The organism is Paenibacillus sp. FSL R5-0744, from assembly GCF_037972555.1.
Lineage (GTDB): Bacteria > Bacillota > Bacilli > Paenibacillales > Paenibacillaceae > Paenibacillus_AQ.
In genome coordinates this window covers 3,635,691-3,654,092 of sequence record NZ_CP150228.1, presented here as the reverse complement: position 1 = coordinate 3,654,092, position 18,402 = coordinate 3,635,691, and the positions used below count along the sequence as shown (strand labels likewise).

General features: G+C 40.9%; 20 protein-coding genes. 17 read left to right on the top strand and 3 right to left on the bottom strand.

The features are described 5' to 3' along the window. Positions 1–59 precede the first annotated feature (59 nt). The 4 genes from MKY19_RS15910 (at position 60) to MKY19_RS15895 (ending at position 4,819) form a co-directional block, all read left to right on the top strand. Positions 60–953, top strand: coding sequence for a sugar ABC transporter permease (locus MKY19_RS15910; protein ID WP_042188566.1), 894 nt, complete (start codon positions 60–62; stop codon positions 951–953). Between the two features lie 17 nt (positions 954–970). Further along, positions 971–1,795: a carbohydrate ABC transporter permease gene (locus tag MKY19_RS15905; protein ID WP_042188564.1), complete on the top strand. Its 825-nt coding sequence runs from the start codon at positions 971–973 to the stop codon at positions 1,793–1,795. A gap of 77 nt (positions 1,796–1,872) precedes the next feature. Beyond that, on the top strand, positions 1,873–3,654 hold the full coding sequence (locus tag MKY19_RS15900) for a histidine kinase (RefSeq protein ID WP_339795972.1): 1,782 nt from the start codon (positions 1,873–1,875) through the stop codon (positions 3,652–3,654). Continuing rightward, entirely contained in the window at positions 3,635–4,819 is a 1,185-nt protein-coding gene (locus tag MKY19_RS15895; protein WP_339795970.1) for a response regulator, read from the top strand. Before MKY19_RS15900 ends, MKY19_RS15895 begins: the two co-directional genes overlap by 20 nt. A gap of 78 nt (positions 4,820–4,897) precedes the next feature. On the opposite strand, the gene MKY19_RS15890 is transcribed toward MKY19_RS15895, so the two are convergent. Next, positions 4,898–5,212, bottom strand: coding sequence for a DUF4190 domain-containing protein (locus tag MKY19_RS15890; protein ID WP_076298693.1), 315 nt, complete (start codon positions 5,210–5,212; stop codon positions 4,898–4,900). Between the two features lie 24 nt (positions 5,213–5,236). Next, positions 5,237–6,016, bottom strand: coding sequence for a GNAT family N-acetyltransferase (locus MKY19_RS15885; RefSeq protein WP_339795967.1), 780 nt, complete (start codon positions 6,014–6,016; stop codon positions 5,237–5,239). Between the two features lie 175 nt (positions 6,017–6,191). Here MKY19_RS15885 and MKY19_RS15880 point away from each other — a divergent pair, with 175 nt between their 5' ends. Further along, the gene (locus MKY19_RS15880; RefSeq protein ID WP_339795963.1) at positions 6,192–7,415 is read left to right on the top strand and encodes an MFS transporter; all 1,224 of its coding nucleotides are present in this window, start codon (positions 6,192–6,194) and stop codon (positions 7,413–7,415) included. A 2-nt stretch (positions 7,416–7,417) separates the two neighbouring features. Continuing rightward, positions 7,418–7,936 (top strand): GrpB family protein, encoded by a 519-nt coding sequence (locus tag MKY19_RS15875; protein ID WP_339248597.1) that lies wholly within the window; start codon positions 7,418–7,420, stop codon positions 7,934–7,936. An 11-nt stretch (positions 7,937–7,947) separates the two neighbouring features. Here the strand turns inward: MKY19_RS15875 and MKY19_RS15870 are convergent, their stop codons facing one another. Beyond that, positions 7,948–8,811 (bottom strand): AraC family transcriptional regulator, encoded by an 864-nt coding sequence (locus MKY19_RS15870; RefSeq protein WP_339795960.1) that lies wholly within the window; start codon positions 8,809–8,811, stop codon positions 7,948–7,950. Positions 8,812–9,065: 254 nt separating this feature from the next. On the opposite strand from MKY19_RS15870, the gene MKY19_RS15865 reads away from it, so the two are divergent. From MKY19_RS15865 to MKY19_RS15815, 11 genes are all read left to right on the top strand, one after another. Then, positions 9,066–10,364, top strand: coding sequence for an alpha-glucosidase/alpha-galactosidase (locus tag MKY19_RS15865; RefSeq protein ID WP_339795957.1), 1,299 nt, complete (start codon positions 9,066–9,068; stop codon positions 10,362–10,364). Positions 10,365–10,494: 130 nt separating this feature from the next. After that, positions 10,495–11,172 carry a succinylglutamate desuccinylase/aspartoacylase family protein gene (locus MKY19_RS15860; protein ID WP_339804346.1) on the top strand — a complete coding sequence of 226 codons (678 nt, stop codon included), beginning with the start codon at positions 10,495–10,497 and terminating at the stop codon, positions 11,170–11,172. Positions 11,173–11,333: 161 nt separating this feature from the next. Next, complete coding sequence (locus tag MKY19_RS15855) at positions 11,334–11,714, top strand: GntR family transcriptional regulator (protein ID WP_042188506.1); 381 nt, start codon at positions 11,334–11,336, stop codon at positions 11,712–11,714. Next, positions 11,711–12,580, top strand: coding sequence for an ABC transporter ATP-binding protein (locus MKY19_RS15850; RefSeq protein ID WP_339264910.1), 870 nt, complete (start codon positions 11,711–11,713; stop codon positions 12,578–12,580). Before MKY19_RS15855 ends, MKY19_RS15850 begins: the two co-directional genes overlap by 4 nt. Further along, complete coding sequence (locus tag MKY19_RS15845) at positions 12,573–13,208, top strand: ABC-2 transporter permease (RefSeq protein ID WP_339795953.1); 636 nt, start codon at positions 12,573–12,575, stop codon at positions 13,206–13,208. Before MKY19_RS15850 ends, MKY19_RS15845 begins: the two co-directional genes overlap by 8 nt. Before the next feature lie 17 nt (positions 13,209–13,225). Then, positions 13,226–13,864, top strand: a complete 639-nt coding sequence (locus MKY19_RS15840) for an ABC-2 transporter permease (protein WP_339264906.1) — start codon at positions 13,226–13,228, stop codon at positions 13,862–13,864. Positions 13,865–13,947: 83 nt separating this feature from the next. Continuing rightward, on the top strand, positions 13,948–15,045 hold the full coding sequence (locus tag MKY19_RS15835; RefSeq protein WP_339795950.1) for a HAMP domain-containing sensor histidine kinase: 1,098 nt from the start codon (positions 13,948–13,950) through the stop codon (positions 15,043–15,045). Between the two features lie 146 nt (positions 15,046–15,191). Then, a complete protein-coding gene (locus MKY19_RS15830; RefSeq protein WP_339264902.1) occupies positions 15,192–15,608 on the top strand; it encodes a MarR family transcriptional regulator in 417 nt (138 codons plus the stop codon). A 62-nt stretch (positions 15,609–15,670) separates the two neighbouring features. After that, on the top strand, positions 15,671–15,895 hold the full coding sequence (locus MKY19_RS15825; RefSeq protein ID WP_149647472.1) for a DUF896 domain-containing protein: 225 nt from the start codon (positions 15,671–15,673) through the stop codon (positions 15,893–15,895). Positions 15,896–16,171: 276 nt separating this feature from the next. Then, the gene (locus MKY19_RS15820) at positions 16,172–17,110 is read left to right on the top strand and encodes an alpha/beta hydrolase (protein ID WP_339264900.1); all 939 of its coding nucleotides are present in this window, start codon (positions 16,172–16,174) and stop codon (positions 17,108–17,110) included. A gap of 106 nt (positions 17,111–17,216) precedes the next feature. After that, entirely contained in the window at positions 17,217–18,395 is a 1,179-nt protein-coding gene (locus MKY19_RS15815; protein ID WP_339795946.1) for a hypothetical protein, read from the top strand. Positions 18,396–18,402: the final 7 nt, after the last annotated feature.

Sequence of the window (18,402 nt, the reverse complement as noted above, 5' to 3'; positions counted from 1 at the left end):
GATGCGAGGGTGCTTAAACGCTTCTTCGCATCGTGTTTACATTCTAGGGGGCGAAAATAATGAAGGTACTAAAGGTTCCAGCGCGCACAATCGCCGTCTTCGTGTTACCTTGCCTGCTTTTGTATGTGTGCTTGGTGTTTGCTCCTATCCTAGTATCCTTTTATACAGGATTGCTGCAATGGGACGGAATTACGACTACGAAAACATTTGCTGGACTTGCTAATTTCAAAGAGATGTTTTTTCATGATCCAGTGTTTTGGCCATCTGTAAAAAGAACGTTACTCTATGCTGTGGCTTCCATGGTGGAAATTCCATTTTGTTTGTTGATGGCTATCCTGCTAAATCGGTACGTGAGAAAAGGAAACACTTTAGTTTCTATTTACTTTACACCGGTTATTTTGTCGGTGGTAATCATTGGGCAGCTCTGGAAAACGATCTATGACCCTGTCTCCATGGGCGGGATGTTGAATGGCGTCCTGATCTCTCTTGGGCTGGATAGCTGGACTCATAATTGGATCACAGAACCTAAAATTGCGATGTTCGCGCTTTATGCAGTATCTCTTTGGCAATATTTTGGCTACCATTTGCTGATTCAATATACCGGTGTTCAGAATATTCCGGATGAGCTGTATGAAGCGGCAAAGATTGATGGGGCTGATGGATTTAAAGCCGATCGATATATTACTTTTCCACTGATTATTCCAATCTTTAAAATATCTATCGTACTCGCCTTTATAGGGTCTTTGCAGGCTTTTGATCTCGTTATGGTCATGACAGCCGGTGGACCTGCTCACGCTACAGATGTTATTTCTACACATATGTACAACAGTTCTTTCTTATCCTTTAAATATGGATATGGTAGTGCTATCGCTTCGTTCTTGGTCATACTGTGCCTTGTGTTTACTGCTAGCATTAATACTATCTTTAATAAGCTTGAGAAAAAATTCAGTTAGCAAAGGAGTGCGCGATCATGCGGAATGTCAAGAAAGGACTCGTGTATCTTCTCTTTGCGATTCCTGTCGTTACCCAGCTATATCCTCTGCTATGGCTAATGCTCTATTCCTTGAAGACCAACGAAGAGATTTTGGGAGGAAGTTTTTTCTCATTTCCTAAAGTATTTCAGTGGCATAACTATAGCGAGGCTTATAAGTCAGGTAGCTATCTAAAGTATTTATCTAACAGTGTAGTGGTTACCGGTGTAACAATGATCTTCGTCATCCTGCTTAGTTCGATGGTAGCTTACGCGATCTCACGGTTCCGTTGGCGTTACGGCAACTTGGTCATGACGATCTTCTTAATGGGGATGATGATCCCCATGCAGGCCACCTTGCTTCCGCTGATGATCATTTTCAAAAATATGCATATTCTGAATACACACTTATCACTCATATTGCCTTATGTAGCTTTTTCAACCCCAATAGCGGTGTTCATATTAAGTGGCTTTATGAAGAGCATTCCGCATGAAATTGAAGAATCAGCCTTTATTGATGGGGCGAGCGTATATCGGATCTTCCGCACGATCATTCTTCCGGTATCTGTCCCACCTGTAATGACTGTATGTATTCTAACGTTCATCAACATTTGGAATGAGTATATCTTAGCGGCCACCTTCATTTCCTCCGAGAAATTGAAGACCTTGCCCTTTGGTGTGTACACATTCGTTAGTCAGTATTCTGTAAACTATGGGAATATCGGTGCATTTCTAGTGATGGGTGCGTTACCCGTCATTTTAATCTATTTCTTCTTATCCAATCAGATTACAAAAGGAATGGTGGCGGGCGCAGTAAAAGGATAAATCTATATTGCAAATTACAATAATGGAATTATAATGAAGAAGCAGCAGGACAGATGAGTTTGAGGAGGGAAGCCTTTTTGAGAAACAGCTTTCATTCCATCCACCATCGATTGTTTTTGCTGTTTCTTTTTTGCATGTCTAGCATTCTATTAATTGTGAGTCTGCTCTATTACAACCGGACAACCGTACAGTTTCATGAGAAAATAAGTGACTTGTCGCAGAAGAATGTCGCTCAGACGGCGGATCTATTCAGCTTACTGTACAAAGGGTATGATAGTCTCTCTAAATCACTCAGCAATAACTTTGAATTGATACGTTTGATTAATGAGACAAGCACAGAGCCCGCGGTAGCTTACATCAATGAACAGACAATTACCAATATTTTAGGAGCTATATTTTATTCTCGGGATGATCTCGTAGGTATTCATGTCATTACAGATAAAGGTAAGATCTATAATTACGGAAACTATATGAATGTGGTTGATCCCGAATATATGAAGGAAGATTGGTACCATCAGCTGCAATCTTCCTCCGGTAAAATGATCTGGCTCGGCGTCTATGAACATTCTCTTATCGATCAAGTGGAGGATAGTCCTGTGTTTGCCTTCGGCCGTCAGATTTACGATCTCAATGAACACAAACCGATTGGCATTGTTCTGTACGAGACGAATCCGAAGCCTGTTCTGGATGCGTTGGATAATGTGAAGCTGGGTGAGCATAGCCAGGTGTATTTAATGTCGCAGGATGGACGATTCGTATCCTCTGCCGAAGATCAGGAACCTGATTTAACTCAGCTCCCGTCTTTACAGAACTCCCAGAATGTTGTGGTCGAACAGACAGCCAACCGTCTACTTGTCGCTTCTAAACTGTCCTTCTCTGGTTGGTGGGTGCTTAGTATCACTCCTAATCGCGACCTAAATGTAGAGTTGGTAGAGATGAAACGTTATCTGTTCATTGTATTTTCGATTCTTGTTCTCGTCTCTACTTTGATAGCTTCTATGGTTTCACGAACGATTTCTTTGCCGCTTAAAAAGGTGATTCGAGAGATGAAACAAGTGGAGATCGGTAATTTTCGGGGAATGGTGAATGTTTCATCTTATCAAGAGATTAATATTCTTGTTGCTTCGTTTAATCGGATGGTTCGCCGAATCGAAGAACTAATCGAGCGGGTAAAACTTTCTTCCGTCAGTGAGAAGAATGCTGAGCTTCATGCCTTACAATCTCAAGTGAACCCACATTTTCTATACAATACTCTGGATATGATTTATTGGATGCTGGATGAGGAAGGGAATGAGCAACTGGGTGAACTTGTTCTCTCGCTATCTTCGATGTTCCGGTACAGCAGTTATTGGGAAGTTGACGTAGAAGTCACGTTACGAGAAGAACTGGAACAAATCGGGCACTATCTAAATATTATTTCTATTCGGCTGGAAGGTCGTCTACGGATTGAGATAAATATAGATGAACGATGGCTTGAGGTTCGCCTTCCCAAGATGACTGTACAACCGGTCATTGAAAATGCTGTAAAACATGGCTTGGAATCGCTCGATCGTCAAGGTATTCTGAAGGTGAGTATACTTGAAGAAACTGGAGTGCTGAACATCGTCGTTCAAGATAATGGCAAAGGTATGGATGCAGAGAAGTTGAATGCGCTGGTGGAATCCTTGGATCGACCAACAACGAAAGAAAATGGAAAAATGGGAATCGGTCTTCAAAATCTGCATCGACGGCTCCAGCATATGTTCGGAGAATCCTATGGTCTTGTGATTCGAAGCTTACCTGGAGAAGGAACCGAGGTTGCTATCATGCTGCCGATTCCGCAGGAAGGAGAGCATAGTCGTGAACATTCTCATAGCTGATGATGAACGGGCGATCCGAGAAGGCATTAAGCGCACTATAAGAAGTATCTATCCAGATTATTGTGTACATGTTGCTGCGTCGACAGAAGAAGCTGTCAAGATTATGGAGGAACAGTCCATCCATATCGTCTTAACAGATATTCTTATGCCCGGTATGAATGGTCTAGAGTTCATGAGGATTTCTAAGAGGCGGTATCCTTATGTCAAATGGGTGGTCATCTCTGCACACAGTGAGTTCGCCTATGCGCAGGAGGCAGTTCGTCTTGGAGCGAGAGATTATCTACTTAAGCCGATCGGTAAAAGCAAGCTACTTGAGATTATTAGTAACTTATCGCTAGAAATAGAGCAGGATCATAAGTTTATTAAAGATGAAGACCGATTAAGGTCAAGTCTGAAATATTTAAGAGAAGGTGTATTTCAAAGGCTCGCTTCTGGTTTTAATCTCGGTAATTTAGACATCAGCCAATTAATAGAAGACCATCAATGTTTCTATTTGATTTTGCTACAAATGGAGGCGGGTGATAAAAACATCCGGATAGAACATTTTATTGTAGAGAATGTGTTAACTGAGCTGATAGAGCGTGACGGGAGCGGTTTTGTGGTCAGCTATGACCGCCAGAGTCTGCTGGGATTAATCACCTTAAGAGAAGAAGCACGATTAGAATCTTTTCTGGAAGATGGGCGGACCTATTTGAAGCAATATTTAAAAACACCTTTCCAAATGATCCATTCCGGACTTAGCTACGATATAAATACTGTACCTCAGATCGTAACGAGCTTAAGAGAAGCAGTGAATTCGCAAGTATTGGATTTAACGCCAGCGAAAGGTAGTGGCGAAAAAGCCATCGACATCGCATTGCAGTATGTAAAAGAACACTATTTCGAAGACCTTACTTTGGAAAAGATTGCTTCCGTTGTATTTCTGAATCCGGTCTACTTCAGTCAATTATTTAAACAGAAGACGGGTCAAGGCTATAAAGAATACGTGACATCCTTACGATTAGAGCAAGCGAAGCTGCTGCTAGTAAACTCGAAGCTTAAGGTGGCAGAAATCGCCGAACGTATTGGATATCAGGACATGCGACATTTTACACAGATGTTCCGCAAGCGGTTCCTCGTAACTCCTACGGAGTATCGTCAGCAGATTAACAATGGAACCTACTGAATTTTTGTTCATAGGAAAGGAAAAAGGATCTCTGCAGCCATTAGGGTGGCTATAGAGATCCTTTTTTTTGTGTGTAGATCAGTATGGGTAACTAGAAGCAGCGTATATAAAAATAACGAAAAATAAAATGATTATGGCGTAAAGGAGAGTGCCGACAATCCCGCATACAAGACCCGCAATAGCTAAGCCTCTTCCTTGCTCATACCGAATCCGTATTTCTTTAAGGGACAGGGCAGATAGAATAACCGCTACAATCCCTAACAAAAATCCGATATAAGGAACAATTATGGAAAGTACTCCTAAGACGAAACCAGCAATTGACTTGCCATTCATCGGTGTTGGTGGGGGCGGGGGAGGATAATAGTTTTGATTCTCGTTCGGCCCATAACTCATTCAAATCACCTCCTATCAAGCGTGTTATTGGATGTAGTTAATCCAGTGTTCAAGCTGTACACAAGGAATGAGTCCAATAGATTCAGCTAGTCTGATGGAAGCTTGATTTGTTTCAAGCACATGATAGCGTGGAATAAACCCTCGTTCTAACGTTTCTTGTATGGCGGTTTGGACCACCTTTTTCGCATACCCGTTTCTTTGAGAGGATTCTAAAGTATGTACAGCGCCGATTTCCCAGAGGGTTTCTTCATTACAGAACGCTAAGCAGGTACTGACCGGATTGTTGTCTAGGAAAATTGACACGGAAAAAGCCCCGTTTTGAAAATAGTCTTCTATTTCGTCTTTCGTGTAATGATTAGCGGCCCACAGCGGAATTAATCTGTCGTCAACCACATGACTGATAACAACATCTTCGTCCTTCGGAAAGATTTGTCCCTCAGCTGTACTGTATGAGTAGAACCCCCGGACTTTCTCCATTGAAAAATGTGATGATAATGCCTCTTTATAGTTCACGTCTTGCAGTTTAAAAACAATTTTTGCTTGTGGAGGCAGGAATTGAAACAGAGCCGGAAATACATCTGGGCTGCTGTAATCCATAAATACGATGTAATCCGCTTGAGGATATACTCTATGATCATATGCGTACGCTGAAGCAGGAAGAAGCAATAAAACACCCCATTGATTTCCTTGCTCCACAAGATGAGACTCCATGACTTCATGGAATGAGGTTAGCATTTTTAATAAACTGACATTCTTTAACGGTTCTTTGCGCAATCTGGTTATAATTCGGTCATTCTGGTGCATGTTATTTACTCCCCGCTCAATATATTTCAATATAAATTGCACTTATGCAGATCATTGTATTTAGGATAATTATTATATCGCAGAAATACGTCAGCTTGACAGTGACTGCTATAATGTATTAGGAAAATAAAGCTTGCTGTTTATGCAGCATACGTAATCGGAGGCACAGAATTTCATGACACAATCTATCACACCCGCTGCAGTTCGTATAGGAGGAGGCCTAACTAAGCAATTCATACTTATTTTAGCCATTGCATCAGGATTAAGCGTCGCAAATATGTATTACAATCAGCCCCTTTTGGCCGAAATAGGACGAACATTCCATGCATCCTCTAACGCAGTAGGATATGTATCGATGCTTACTCAGATCGGTTATGCGCTTGGGATGTTATTCTTTGTTCCGTTGGGCGACATCCGTGAACGAAGAACACTAATATCCGGACTTCTTATTGCTGTATCACTATCACTTGTTGGTTTCGCTACAGCTCAGAACCTTATTTGGATGTATATCGCCAGCTTTGCTATTGGCATTACTACGGTCGTGCCGCAGGTTATCATTCCTCTCTCGGCGGAGCTCGCTTTGCCAGAAGAAAGAGGAAAGGTTATTGGAACAGTAATGAGCGGGCTGTTTTTTGGTATTTTGCTTGCAAGAACAATATCCGGAATTATAGGAGATATGTTCGGCTGGAGAGCCATGTACTGGATTGCCGCAGCTATAATGCTATTGTTATCCCTTATCTTATACCAACTAATTCCAAAGACGAAACCAGAAAATAATTCATCCTATACAGATCTACTGAAATCAATGGGGAATTTGATTCGCAGATATTCGACGCTTCGTGAAGCGTCATTGATTGGTGCTTGTATGTTTGGTGGCTTCAGCGTGTTCTGGACTTCACTGGCTTTCTTTCTAGAAGGTGAACCTTACCACTATAGTAGCTCTATCACAGGCTTGTTTGGGTTGATCGGTGTAGCAGGTGCTGCGGGTGCTCCATTTATCGGTAGGTTAGCTGATAGGATCGCACCGAAAAAGATAGTAGGTATACTACTATTGCTGACATTGATTGCTTATGGATTCTTCGGTTTAGCTGGATTTACAATTTGGAGCCTGATTGCCGGTGTTATTATCCTGGATCTTGGAGTACAAGGGTCACAGGTTAGTAACCAAACACGGATCTATGCACTTGAGCCAGCGGCGCGCAGCCGAATAAATACGGTGTTTATGGTTAGCACTTTTACAGGTGGAGCTATTGGATCAACACTTGGAAGCTTTGCATGGCAGCATTGGGGCTGGAATGGCGTCTGTCTGATGGGTGGAATGCTAATTGTGGCCGCTATATGCATATGGATAGTCTATAGAGGAATTGAGAAGAAGACATTCATCGCAGGAGGTGCATGAGCATCGCTCAGAAGACGAAAGTCGTAGAAGTTGTCCCTTATGATCCAGAGTGGAAGTTAGAATTCGATAGAATAAAAGAACAGTTGTTATCTTATGTTGGCGACCTCATTATTACGATAGAGCATGTGGGGAGTACTTCCATTGAAGGACTCGCTGCTAAACCCATCATAGATCTTGATCTTGTAATGGATAGCTACGATTTACTCCCACAAATCATAGAACGTTTACAACAGTATGGTTATGAACATCAAGGGAACTTGGGAATCGAGGGCAGGGAAGCCTTCAAAAGACGTCAAGCGGACGAATTCATGCAATATCATCTGTATGTATGCCCTAAGGATGGAAAAGGGTATTTGGAGCATATCGCTTTTAGAGACTATCTCCGTTCAAATGCGGTAGCACGCCAAGCATATGCAGAAGTCAAACAGCATTTGGCGGAACAACATCGCTACGATATGGATGCTTACTGTGAAGGAAAGACAGCGTTTGTCACCTCGATTTTATCAAAAGCCATGAAATAACCCATAAGCAATCATGTGCCAGATCGAAGATGGCTTCGATATTCACTGGGGGACATACCGCTCCACTTACGGAATTGCTTGGAGAAATATAACGCATCATTGAAACCGACCGAAGAGGATACCTGGTCGATGGTGAGCGTTCCTCCAAGCAGTTCCTTTGCTTTATCCATGCGAACCTTTAACAAATATTGCTTGGGTGACATTCCGATCTTTTGCTTAAAGGCCTTAGAGAGGTGTGCCCTATGATAACCAAGAGAGGATGCCATGTGGTCGATACTGATCTGTTGATGAAATTGGAGAGAGATCCAGCGGATCGCTTGATTGATCTGGCGGTCGATAACATCCGGTAATTGTGCGGATTTAGGGGTAAGCGAACCTATGTTCGCAAGTCCGAATTTGTGCACCAGAAGGCGCAGCCACCCAGAAGCCTCCAAACTTTCCAACCTTGGATAAGCAGATTGCTGAAAGGAAAAACGAATATGTTCATACAAGTTATGTATCTCTATAAGGTTATCTAAGTGTATTAACGGCTTGTCCGGTGTAATCCCCACTTCTTTAAATAGCTGCTGAACGGCTTCTCCTTGTAAGGCTACCCATACATAAGTCCAAGGCTGTTCCATGTCTGCCTGATAGCTGAATAATGCCCCTGGGAAAATAACAAAGGTATCTCCCGTACCACATATATGAGAGTTACTTCCACTCTGAAACACACCCTTTCCATCCATTACGGTATGTATAAGGTAGTAATCGTGAACAGAAGGCCCCATCTTATGTCCCGGGACCGGTTTACCTTCTCCGCTGAACAATACAGTTAGGTCGATTTCATCAGGAGCAAGATTAAACCCTGCTGTGAAATGATAATGCTCTGAAGCCATTTGGTTATGACCTCCTATACGTGATTTGAATTACATTTAGATTATAGGACGGGCCACTTTAATGCAACAAATATCCATATATGAATTGTATTTATCCATACTCATTGAGACCGCTCTCATTTATAGTGAATAGTGAAGAGAGAGACGGATACCCTCTGACATTCTAGTGTTTATAAGGAAAATTCATCAAGGTTTTCTGAGTCGTTAGCGATGTCGTGACCGTAGAACTCACTATTTAAGGAGGAATATTTCACATGTCCAAAATTACATTTATCGGAGCGGGTAGTACTGTATTTGCAAAGAACGTTTTAGGAGATTGCATGAGAACTCCAGCTCTTCAAGGCTTTGAGCTTGCCCTATATGATATTGATCTTCAGCGCCTAAAAGATTCCGAGAATATGCTGAGTAATATAAAAGCAAGTAGTGGCAGTACTTGTATCGTGAAATCCTATACGGATCGTAAGGAAGCTTTGCGCGGAGCTAAATATGTGATTAATGCGATTCAGGTCGGGGGTTACGATCCTTGTACCATTACAGACTTTGAAATTCCGAAGAAATATGGCTTGCGTCAAACGATTGCGGACACGGTTGGTATCGGTGGCATTTTCCGCAACTTACGCACGATTCCTGTCATGCTTGATTTTGCGGCAGATGTGAGAGAGGTTTGTCCAGATGCTCTGTTCATGAATTATACGAATCCAATGGCAGTATTGACCAATGTGATGAACACTTATGGTGGTGTGAAGACTGTTGGATTATGTCATAGCGTACAGCATTGTATTCCAGGCTTATTCGAGCATCTGGGAATGGATCAGAAGGGTGTACAGGCTAAGATTGCAGGGATTAACCATATGGCTTGGCTACTCGAGGTTACGAAGGACGGAGAGGACTTATATCCGGAAATCAAACGCCGCGCTGCCGATAAGCAGAAAGAGCATCACGGGGATATGGTTCGTTATGAAATGATGCTTAAATTTGGTTACTATATTACGGAGTCTTCAGAACATAACGCAGAGTATCATCCTTATTTTATCAAACGTAATTATCCTGAGCTCATCGAACGCTTTCAAATTCCACTCGACGAGTACCCACGCCGCTGTGTAGAACAAATTGAACGGTGGCAGAAGATGCGTGAAGAATTAGTAAATAACAAAGAGCTTGTACATGAACGTTCGCATGAATATGCGTCCTACATTATGGAAGCCATCGAAACGAATGTACCTTTCAAAATTGGTGGTAATGTTATGAATACAGGTCTTATCACCAATCTTCCGAAAGAAGCATGTGTAGAAGTTCCGTGCCTTGTAGACCGCAGTGGTGTCACTCCAACCTTCGTGGGAGATCTGCCTCCGCAGTGTGCCGCACTGAATCGTACGAACATTAATACACAATTGTTAACAATCGAAGCAGCGATTACTCATAAGAGAGAGCATATTTATCACGCTGCTATGCTCGATCCGCACACTGCCGCCGAACTGTCGATGGATGACATTACGAATATGTGTGATGAGCTGATCACAGCCCATGGAGATTGGTTGCCCGCGTATAAATAAAATTTCATATTGTTACAATTTTATAATTCTAAAGCCTGAGAAATCAGGCTTTTTTTGCTTATCTGTCTAGGACAACTGGGGTCCTACGGAATACAAATATATGGACACCTAAATGCGGAGGTGAAGCATGATGATCGTTGAGAATTATACTTTAGCATCGTCCACATCCCATGCCACCCCTTATTACGTGATCAGAGGTGGGCTCCCTGGTCCTGTGTTTATGGTGGTGTCCGGCATACACGGGAATGAAACGGCAAGCATTCGTGCGGCGAAAAACATCGTGAATCACTTAAGACAAGGAGAACTATATATTTACCGTGGTACGCTTATTATTGTTCCCCTCATGAATCAAAAAGCTTATCGCAAACGAATTCGGGGCGTGCCCGATTTGAACCGAACGTTTCCGCGTACTCGGAATGGATCTGCCAAACATCCGTTATCCGTAGCCTTGCTTCAATTAGTACGGCGTTATCGCCCCACCTGGTACCTTGATCTCCATGAAGCGAACGGTTTGTCTCAAAGAAATCCGAAACGCCTCGGTCAGTCTATTATTATTAACCCGGGGAGCCAAGGTACGGTTACGGCAAGACGTCTCATAAAAGACATTAATCGTACAATCGCTAATACTTCTTATCATTTTAATATCCGTTTACGAGAGCGCCCCGGCTCGTCACGTTCAGCCGTCTCCCGCATCATAGGAGCGAAGGCATTTACTGTGGAAACATGCTGGAGTCTTGATCGTGACCTTCGTATTCGCTATCAGATAGACATTGTTAGTCGCTTTTTAAGAAGTGCTGGATTGATGTGATGATGATTATATATGCTGAATGTCAAGCAAGCTGACCCTGAGTTCATAGGAATCGGCTTGTTTTTTGTGGATTTTGAAAGATCATTGACAACAATGAGTATAGTGTATATATTACATATATACATTAAACACACATAAACTAGGAGTGAGGGCACGAGTTCATGAACATATTGATATCCAACACTTCCGGTGAGCCCATCTATGCACAGATTGTAAGTCAGATCCGCCAGATGATCCTGCAAGGAGAGTTAGTCTCAGGTACGCCTTTACCTTCTATTCGACTGTTAGCTAAAGAGCTGCAGATTAGCGTAATTACAACAAAACGAGCTTACGAAGAACTGGAGAGAGAAGGGCTTATCAATTCCATTGTGGGAAAAGGCTCCTTTGTTTCTGGTGCGGATCAGGAGTTTATTCGTGAACAACGGTTACGGATCATGGAGAACAAAATGAAGGAGATTATCGACGAGAGTAAAATGTTAGGGATTGATTTTGCTGAGTTCAGTGAGATGTTGAAATTGCTGTATGAGGAGGAGACAGAATGAACGATGTCATTCAATTGAATCAAATATCTAAAAAATATGGCCATTTTAGCCTATGCGAACTTACGTTCGGTATCAAGGAAGGATATATTACGGGGTTAATAGGACCCAATGGGGCAGGGAAAACAACATTAATTAAAATGATGATGGGTATGGTACAACCCGACCAAGGAAGTATCGAGATTTTCGGCAAAGAAACAACCGTAAAGAATGCAAAGTACAAAGAGCGAATTGGGTATGTTTCCGATGAGAACTACTTTTACGATCAATTAACCATCGATCAGATGAGTAAGATGATTGCTCCCTTTTATAGTCAGTGGGATAAAGAAACTTATAGGAAATACATAGAGATGTTTAAGCTTTCCCCGCGGAAAAAGATTAAAGAACTCTCTAAAGGGATGAAAATGAAGTATTCGCTCGCCATTGCTTTATCACACGGTGCAGATCTGCTCATCATGGACGAACCTACTGCAGGTCTTGATCCCATATTCCGAAGAGAATTGCTTGATCTGCTTAGTGAGCATATACAGGATGAGAAGAAATCTATTCTTTTCTCCACGCATAACACGACTGATTTAGACCGGATAGCGGATTATATTGTTTTTGTAAATGAGGGGCGACTAGTATTTAATGAGATGAAAGAATCTCTACCTAATAAATATATGCTGGTAAAAGGCAACAAGGAGTTGCTTGATCGGGATGTGCGGAAGTGTTTCATAGGGATTAAAGAGACAGCACTTGGTTTTGAGGGGCTTCTTAACCACAATTCTGAGGAGGCGCGATATTTTAGAGATCAAGCGATATGCGAAATACCTACCCTGGAAGAAATCATGTATTTTACAGTAAAGAGAAACGCTTTGTATGTCTAATCTCTTGCTGTTGATTCGGAAAGACTTTATTCTCCTGGGGAATTTCATTCCTTTATTTCTCTTGAGTATTTTGTTTGTCGCATATGTACAATTGGATAGCTCCAGTATGTTTGCTACATTTCAATCTTTACTATTGCTCGTATACTCCTGTTCAATGGATGCACAGAATAACAACACAAAGTTTGTTTTAGGACTGCCAGTAAGTCGGCAAGAGATTGTCTTGGCTAAATACTTATCACTGATCCCTTATAGTTTCATCGGTTTGGTTTGCTCTTTAGCTTTGTTTCTAATTTCCTTTTCATTTGGATATTCCATTAGCCCAGTGTATTGGATAGGGGTATCTTTAACGTTATTTATGATTCCTTTGACTGCGTCTATTTATCTGCCGATTCATTATTGGCTTGGTAACAAGAACTATCACTTTAATATCCTTTTTAATGTAGTTGTAACGATAACCACGATAAGTGCTGGATCTTCACTCAACAATTCATCTTTTTTCTTAACAATAACCCACTTAAAGCTGCAGGATCATCTGGTACAGACAGCTTTGATAGGGATCGTTTATCTATTCATCTTGTACTTCTCATATAAGATTTCACTACGAATGTTTAGCAGGGAAGAGTTATAAGCTAAGGAGGAATTATAGTGTATCATTCATTGTATCTTATTCAAAAAGACTTCATTCTTTTGCGTAAATTTCTGATGTTGCTCATCCCTTTCTTTATTTTTATAGCTTACTCGAACTATCATAGCTTCAGTTTATTTACGGTAATGCCACCCATGCTGTTGTTGATTAGCTCCTGTTCTATGGATACTCAGCAGATGACGCAACGGTTTCTCGTTAATCTCCCTGTGCGGAGACAAGAGCTTGTCCGCGCTAAATACTTCTCAATCCTTCCGTATGCGCTTGTTGGGCTGGCAGCAACTGCTTTTACCTATCTCCTGATTATTATGACAGGTAAAGAGGTGACCCCTCATTTCTGGCAAGAGGTTGGTATTGCGATATCTATTTTCCCGCTCCTCGCTATGCTTTATTTACCGATTCATTACTGGCTAGGGGCTAAAGGAACGCAAGTGGTTAATCTCGTTTTTATGATGATTATAATGGTTGGTCCGAATGTGATTGGTAGCTTGCTTCAATGGTTTCCTGAATTAGAGAACTGGCAGAGCTTTGGTGTGAAGTCTAGCTTTATTCCTTATATCATACTAGGACTCGCTTACGTGTTTTTACTCAGCTGTTCTTATCTCATTTCTTTGCGGATTTTTGAGAAGAAGGATCTCTGATGTTAATAATTTGAGATTTAGATTGAATTCATATACCATTATCACTACAACGATAAATACTGTAGGGGAAGGGTATACATCCAATGCCTAAAATGATTTATAGTTTTCGTACAAAAATGATTATGCTACTGATGGCCAGTATGCTAGTATCCGGTGGGATAACCTTTTTAATCTATAAGGCGCTCCAGCGATATTATCACTCTGAGGTGAAGTTTGAGAATCCACTAACCAAAGTTCGCTATGTAATAAGAGATATTGGAGATGTAAATACATTTTTAATTATCTTTATACCACTAGCCATTCTATTTTTCTTCTTATTCACTAAGCCGTATGCAAAATACTTCAAAGAAATATCAAAGGGGATTCATCAACTAGCGTCAGGTGATTTCTCCGAACGAGTAGATATACCCTCCAAAGATGAATTTGGGATGATTGGTCATGATCTCAATCTAGCGATTGAGAATATGCAAGAAGCCATTGAGCGGGGAGACATTGCCGAGAGCAGTAAAGATCAACTCGTGTTGAATCTGGCGCATGATTTGCGTACACCCCTAACCTCGGTTATTGGTTATTTGGATTTTATTTTGAAAGATAATCAATTAACGCCTGAACAGACCAAGCATTACACGACGATTGCTTATACCAAATCTCAACGTTTAGAAAAATTGATCGATGAGCTGTTTGAAATTACAAGAATGAATTATGGCAAGCTTAAGCTTGAGAAATCCTCGATTGATCTCAGTGAGCTTCTCTTACAATTAAATGAAGAATTATATCCAGTCTTTGAGAAAAATGGTCTAATCTCCAGAATGGATATGACACCTCATCTGATAATTTACGGTGACGGGGAATTGTTAGCACGTGTATTTGAGAACCTTCTTACGAATGCGGCCCGATACGGAAACGATGGTCAATTTATTGATATTCACGGTTACTTGGACGCTAACGAGGTAGTCGTTGAAGTAATCAACTATGGAAATTGTATTGAGCCGGAAGAGCTGCCACGAATTTTTGATATGTTTTACACGGGTGATCGTGCACGAACACATCCAACAGGAAGTACGGGACTTGGCTTGTTTATTACTAAAAATATAGTAGAGCAGCATAATGGAACCGTATCTGCGCAAAGCAGTGTGGTGCGGACAATCTTTGAAGTGAGACTCCCGAGAAACAGTAATTGAAGATCATTTCTATATGATGAAGTACCAACCTAAAGAGGATTCGTTGGTGGGTGATATCTAAAAATCGTCCACCTTTGAAATCCTCTTAAAAACATGATATAATTAGCATGCTAATTAATTTGTAAGGTGGTTCGGGGGAACAAGCTGTGATTGAAGATGAGATAAGAGAACTACTGGATAGAATTTCAGCCGAAATGCGTAGAGATTATGCAGCGCTGCTTAGAGAATTTAATCTTCATGTAGGCCAAGAACAGTTATTATGCCGGTTATGGAGATCAGATGGAATGACACAGATCCAGTTAAGCGAAAGTCTGAATTGTGAGCCTCCAACTATTACGAATATGGTGAAATCACTTGAGAGTCATGGGTTTGTTGTTCGAAAAAGAGATCCTGAAGATGGCAGAGTAAGCCGAGTGTATCTAACTCCAGCCGGACGTAATCTTTGTGAACCTGTGGAACGTATATGGAATAAGCAACTGGATAAATTATTAACAGGAATTTTACCCGAAGAACGTTTATTATTAAGAAGGCTTATGAAACAGATGGCGGATAATTTATCTTGAATCTGGCATTACTCACCACATCCATTAGCAAGCTAATCAAAACTTAGAAAAGAGGAACATAGATGATTACCAGTTTGACTCGTATTAATGAACTAGCCAGGAAAGAACGTGAAGAAGGTCTGACAAAAAGTGAATGGGTGGAACAGATCGCTTTGCGTGAAGATTATCTACGTGAAATTCGTGGACAAGTTCGTAACAGTCTATCGGGAGTAACGATTGTAGATCCTGAGGGAAATGATGTTACGCCTGAAAAAATTCGTTTATCGCGTAAAGAATCTTTGAACTAATCTTTAGCTAATGAAGTGAATTTACACCTTTAGAATATCGTTGAATGGTCTTATGGCTAATCAGCGAATATCTAAAGGTGTTTTTTTTTGATATCAAATGGACGAAAATGGAATCATATTTATAAAAATTATCTTAACGGAAGCTTAATTTGATTTTGTTAGCTGATGCTGAAAGTTAAGGTTCACTTAAACTTGTGTTTCACAGGATCTAAGACTGGATTGTTAGAATGAAATGGACAGAAGAGAAGATATAAATATGTGGGGAGCGGGAATTACATGATGAAAAAGACATTTTTCTTTTTACTGAAAGCAATAGGAGTTATAGTCATAGCCATAGCGCTTTTTCTAGCCATTGTTTTTACTGTTAATGTGATCTGCAACAAAATCGAGAAAGGAAAAATTGAACCCTATGGTCAGCTTGTACCTGTAGATGGAAAAAAAATGAACGTCACAATTCAAGGAAATGGTGAAGAGACGGTAGTGTTATTACCAGGATATGGAACTGCAGCGCCGGGTATTGATTTTAAGCCGCTTGTAGACGAGTTATCTCCATTTTACAAAGTGGTTGTAATTGAGCCATTTGGCTATGGATTAAGTGATATCACGGAAAAAGAACGAAGTACTGAAAATATAGTGAGTGAGTTACATGAAAGTTTACAACAATTAAATATAGACCGTTATATTCTGATGGGACACTCCATATCCGGAATTTATGCTCTAGACTATGTAAACAAATACAAAAACGAAGTTAGTGCATTCGTAGGGATCGACAGCAGTGTTCCGGCACAAGGAGCTGGCGATGAACTTCCAACAGCAGCCTTAAAATCACTTAAACAATCAGGTTTCTACAGATTGTTGGTTAAACTCTCGCCTGATCAAATCATTGCACCCGATGTTGATGCTAAAACGAAAGAGCAAAATAGAGTGCTTTCGCTTAAAAACATGATGAATCCGAACATCATCAACGAAGCAGATCATTTCTCAAGCAACTTCAAAGCCGCAGAAAACTTAAAGTTCCCTAAAGAACTTCCCGTGATGTTCTTCTTAGTAAAAGATAATTCGGATGTTGAGGGCTGGGCAGCTTTACATGAAGAACAGATCAAAGATTCCTTGCATGGGAAGATGATGATGTTTGAAGGCGATCATTATTTACACCATACCCGATCGAAAGAAATCGTGGAGAACTTCAGAAACTTCATGAGTGAGATAAAATAAAAGTAAATAAGAAAACGTCGAACGATTCATATAGTGAATCATTTGACGTTTTTTTTAGCTTATATCATACTACTCATATAACAAGAGATAAACAGCGAGGTAAACCATGAGCAAAAGAAATAGAAAAAGAAACATTCTATTAACGATATTGGCAGCTATAGTTGGAATATGCACGGTATCGATTTTATTAAATAAGACCTACCGTACTACGTTTGAATCCTTGCCTGAAACCGATCGGCGGATGCTGACAGAGTTATCCGAGTTGTATAACCATTTTGAGCAATCCAGTGATCAGCTCTGGAATAAGGATTATCGATTTGACTCCAAACCCTTGTTACTGGTGCGAACGAGTAAGGATAGCGGTCTGTTTCGTAGCGAAGGGTTTGCTGTGAATGTGCCTATGAAGAAAGGGATTTTTGCTCAAGAAATCAGTCTGCCTGAGTCGATGGGCTTACCGAAGGTATATCGTATCAGTCGTTTGTCACCGACAACCCTCTCAGCATGGTTTCCAGCTAATTTTGGAACGCTAAATCTTAATGGTACGGAAACAATGTATTTTAAATATTATCCCAAAATGTTCAGCGATCCCGCGCTGTATTTTGATTTTTCATCTTTTTTATTGCACGAAGGGTTTCATATCTTCAAACAAAAAGACTGGACGTATGATGCCAATGGTGCTGAGCATATCGAAAGCTATCCTATAAATGAAGAAAATTACGCATTGATGGGTATTGAATTCAAACTGTTGGATCAAGCAATGACTGAAAGCAATCCTGAACTCGTTCAACAGTATTTACATGATTGGACAGTTGTACGAAATTACAGATACTATAAATGGCCGCAATTAATTGGCGAGACGAAGACAGAGGCTATCGAAGGTTCTGCAAGGTATTTAGAATATCGTTATAGTAAGTTAACTGGCGGTAATTTAATGGTGCTGGCTACCAAGCAGGAGCCTTACCATGTGACATTTATGCAAGCGTATGATTTTATTGCTAACGGGCAAGCGGAGTCGCCTTCCTTCTTAGAAAGAAGTATCCGTTATGAAACTGGGGCTGCTTTGGAGCTAACGATGGATAAGGCAAACATACCATGGAAAGAAGCGATAGAAGATGTACCTGGGAAGAAACCAGGAATGACACCGTACGAGATTTTGAGTAACTATTTTAAAATGAATGATCTAACTATTATTGAAAGCCAGTTAGGTGAAATTAAAGAAGTATACGATTACGATGCCTTACGCAAACAGGGGGCGAAGATCGTTAAGCAGCTTAATATCGAATAGTAACTTT

Excerpts from the sequence above, each read along its gene's own strand:
- MKY19_RS15820 (WP_339264900.1), top strand. The coding sequence starts at position 16,172 with ATGATGAAAAAGACATTTTTCTTTTTACTGAAAGCAATAGGAGTTATA.
- MKY19_RS15835 (WP_339795950.1), top strand. The coding sequence starts at position 13,948 with ATGCCTAAAATGATTTATAGTTTTCGTACAAAAATGATTATGCTACTG.
- MKY19_RS15910 (WP_042188566.1), top strand. The coding sequence starts at position 60 with ATGAAGGTACTAAAGGTTCCAGCGCGCACAATCGCCGTCTTCGTGTTA.
- MKY19_RS15825 (WP_149647472.1), top strand. The coding sequence starts at position 15,671 with ATGATTACCAGTTTGACTCGTATTAATGAACTAGCCAGGAAAGAACGT.
- MKY19_RS15850 (WP_339264910.1), top strand. The coding sequence starts at position 11,711 with ATGAACGATGTCATTCAATTGAATCAAATATCTAAAAAATATGGCCAT.
- MKY19_RS15845 (WP_339795953.1), top strand. The coding sequence starts at position 12,573 with ATGTCTAATCTCTTGCTGTTGATTCGGAAAGACTTTATTCTCCTGGGG.
- MKY19_RS15905 (WP_042188564.1), top strand. The coding sequence starts at position 971 with ATGCGGAATGTCAAGAAAGGACTCGTGTATCTTCTCTTTGCGATTCCT.
- MKY19_RS15865 (WP_339795957.1), top strand. The coding sequence starts at position 9,066 with ATGTCCAAAATTACATTTATCGGAGCGGGTAGTACTGTATTTGCAAAG.
- MKY19_RS15815 (WP_339795946.1), top strand. The coding sequence starts at position 17,217 with ATGAGCAAAAGAAATAGAAAAAGAAACATTCTATTAACGATATTGGCA.
- MKY19_RS15855 (WP_042188506.1), top strand. The coding sequence starts at position 11,334 with ATGAACATATTGATATCCAACACTTCCGGTGAGCCCATCTATGCACAG.
- MKY19_RS15885 (WP_339795967.1), bottom strand. The coding sequence starts at position 6,016 with ATGCACCAGAATGACCGAATTATAACCAGATTGCGCAAAGAACCGTTA.
- MKY19_RS15870 (WP_339795960.1), bottom strand. The coding sequence starts at position 8,811 with ATGGCTTCAGAGCATTATCATTTCACAGCAGGGTTTAATCTTGCTCCT.
- MKY19_RS15880 (WP_339795963.1), top strand. The coding sequence starts at position 6,192 with ATGACACAATCTATCACACCCGCTGCAGTTCGTATAGGAGGAGGCCTA.
- MKY19_RS15890 (WP_076298693.1), bottom strand. The coding sequence starts at position 5,212 with ATGAGTTATGGGCCGAACGAGAATCAAAACTATTATCCTCCCCCGCCC.
- MKY19_RS15860 (WP_339804346.1), top strand. The coding sequence starts at position 10,495 with ATGATCGTTGAGAATTATACTTTAGCATCGTCCACATCCCATGCCACC.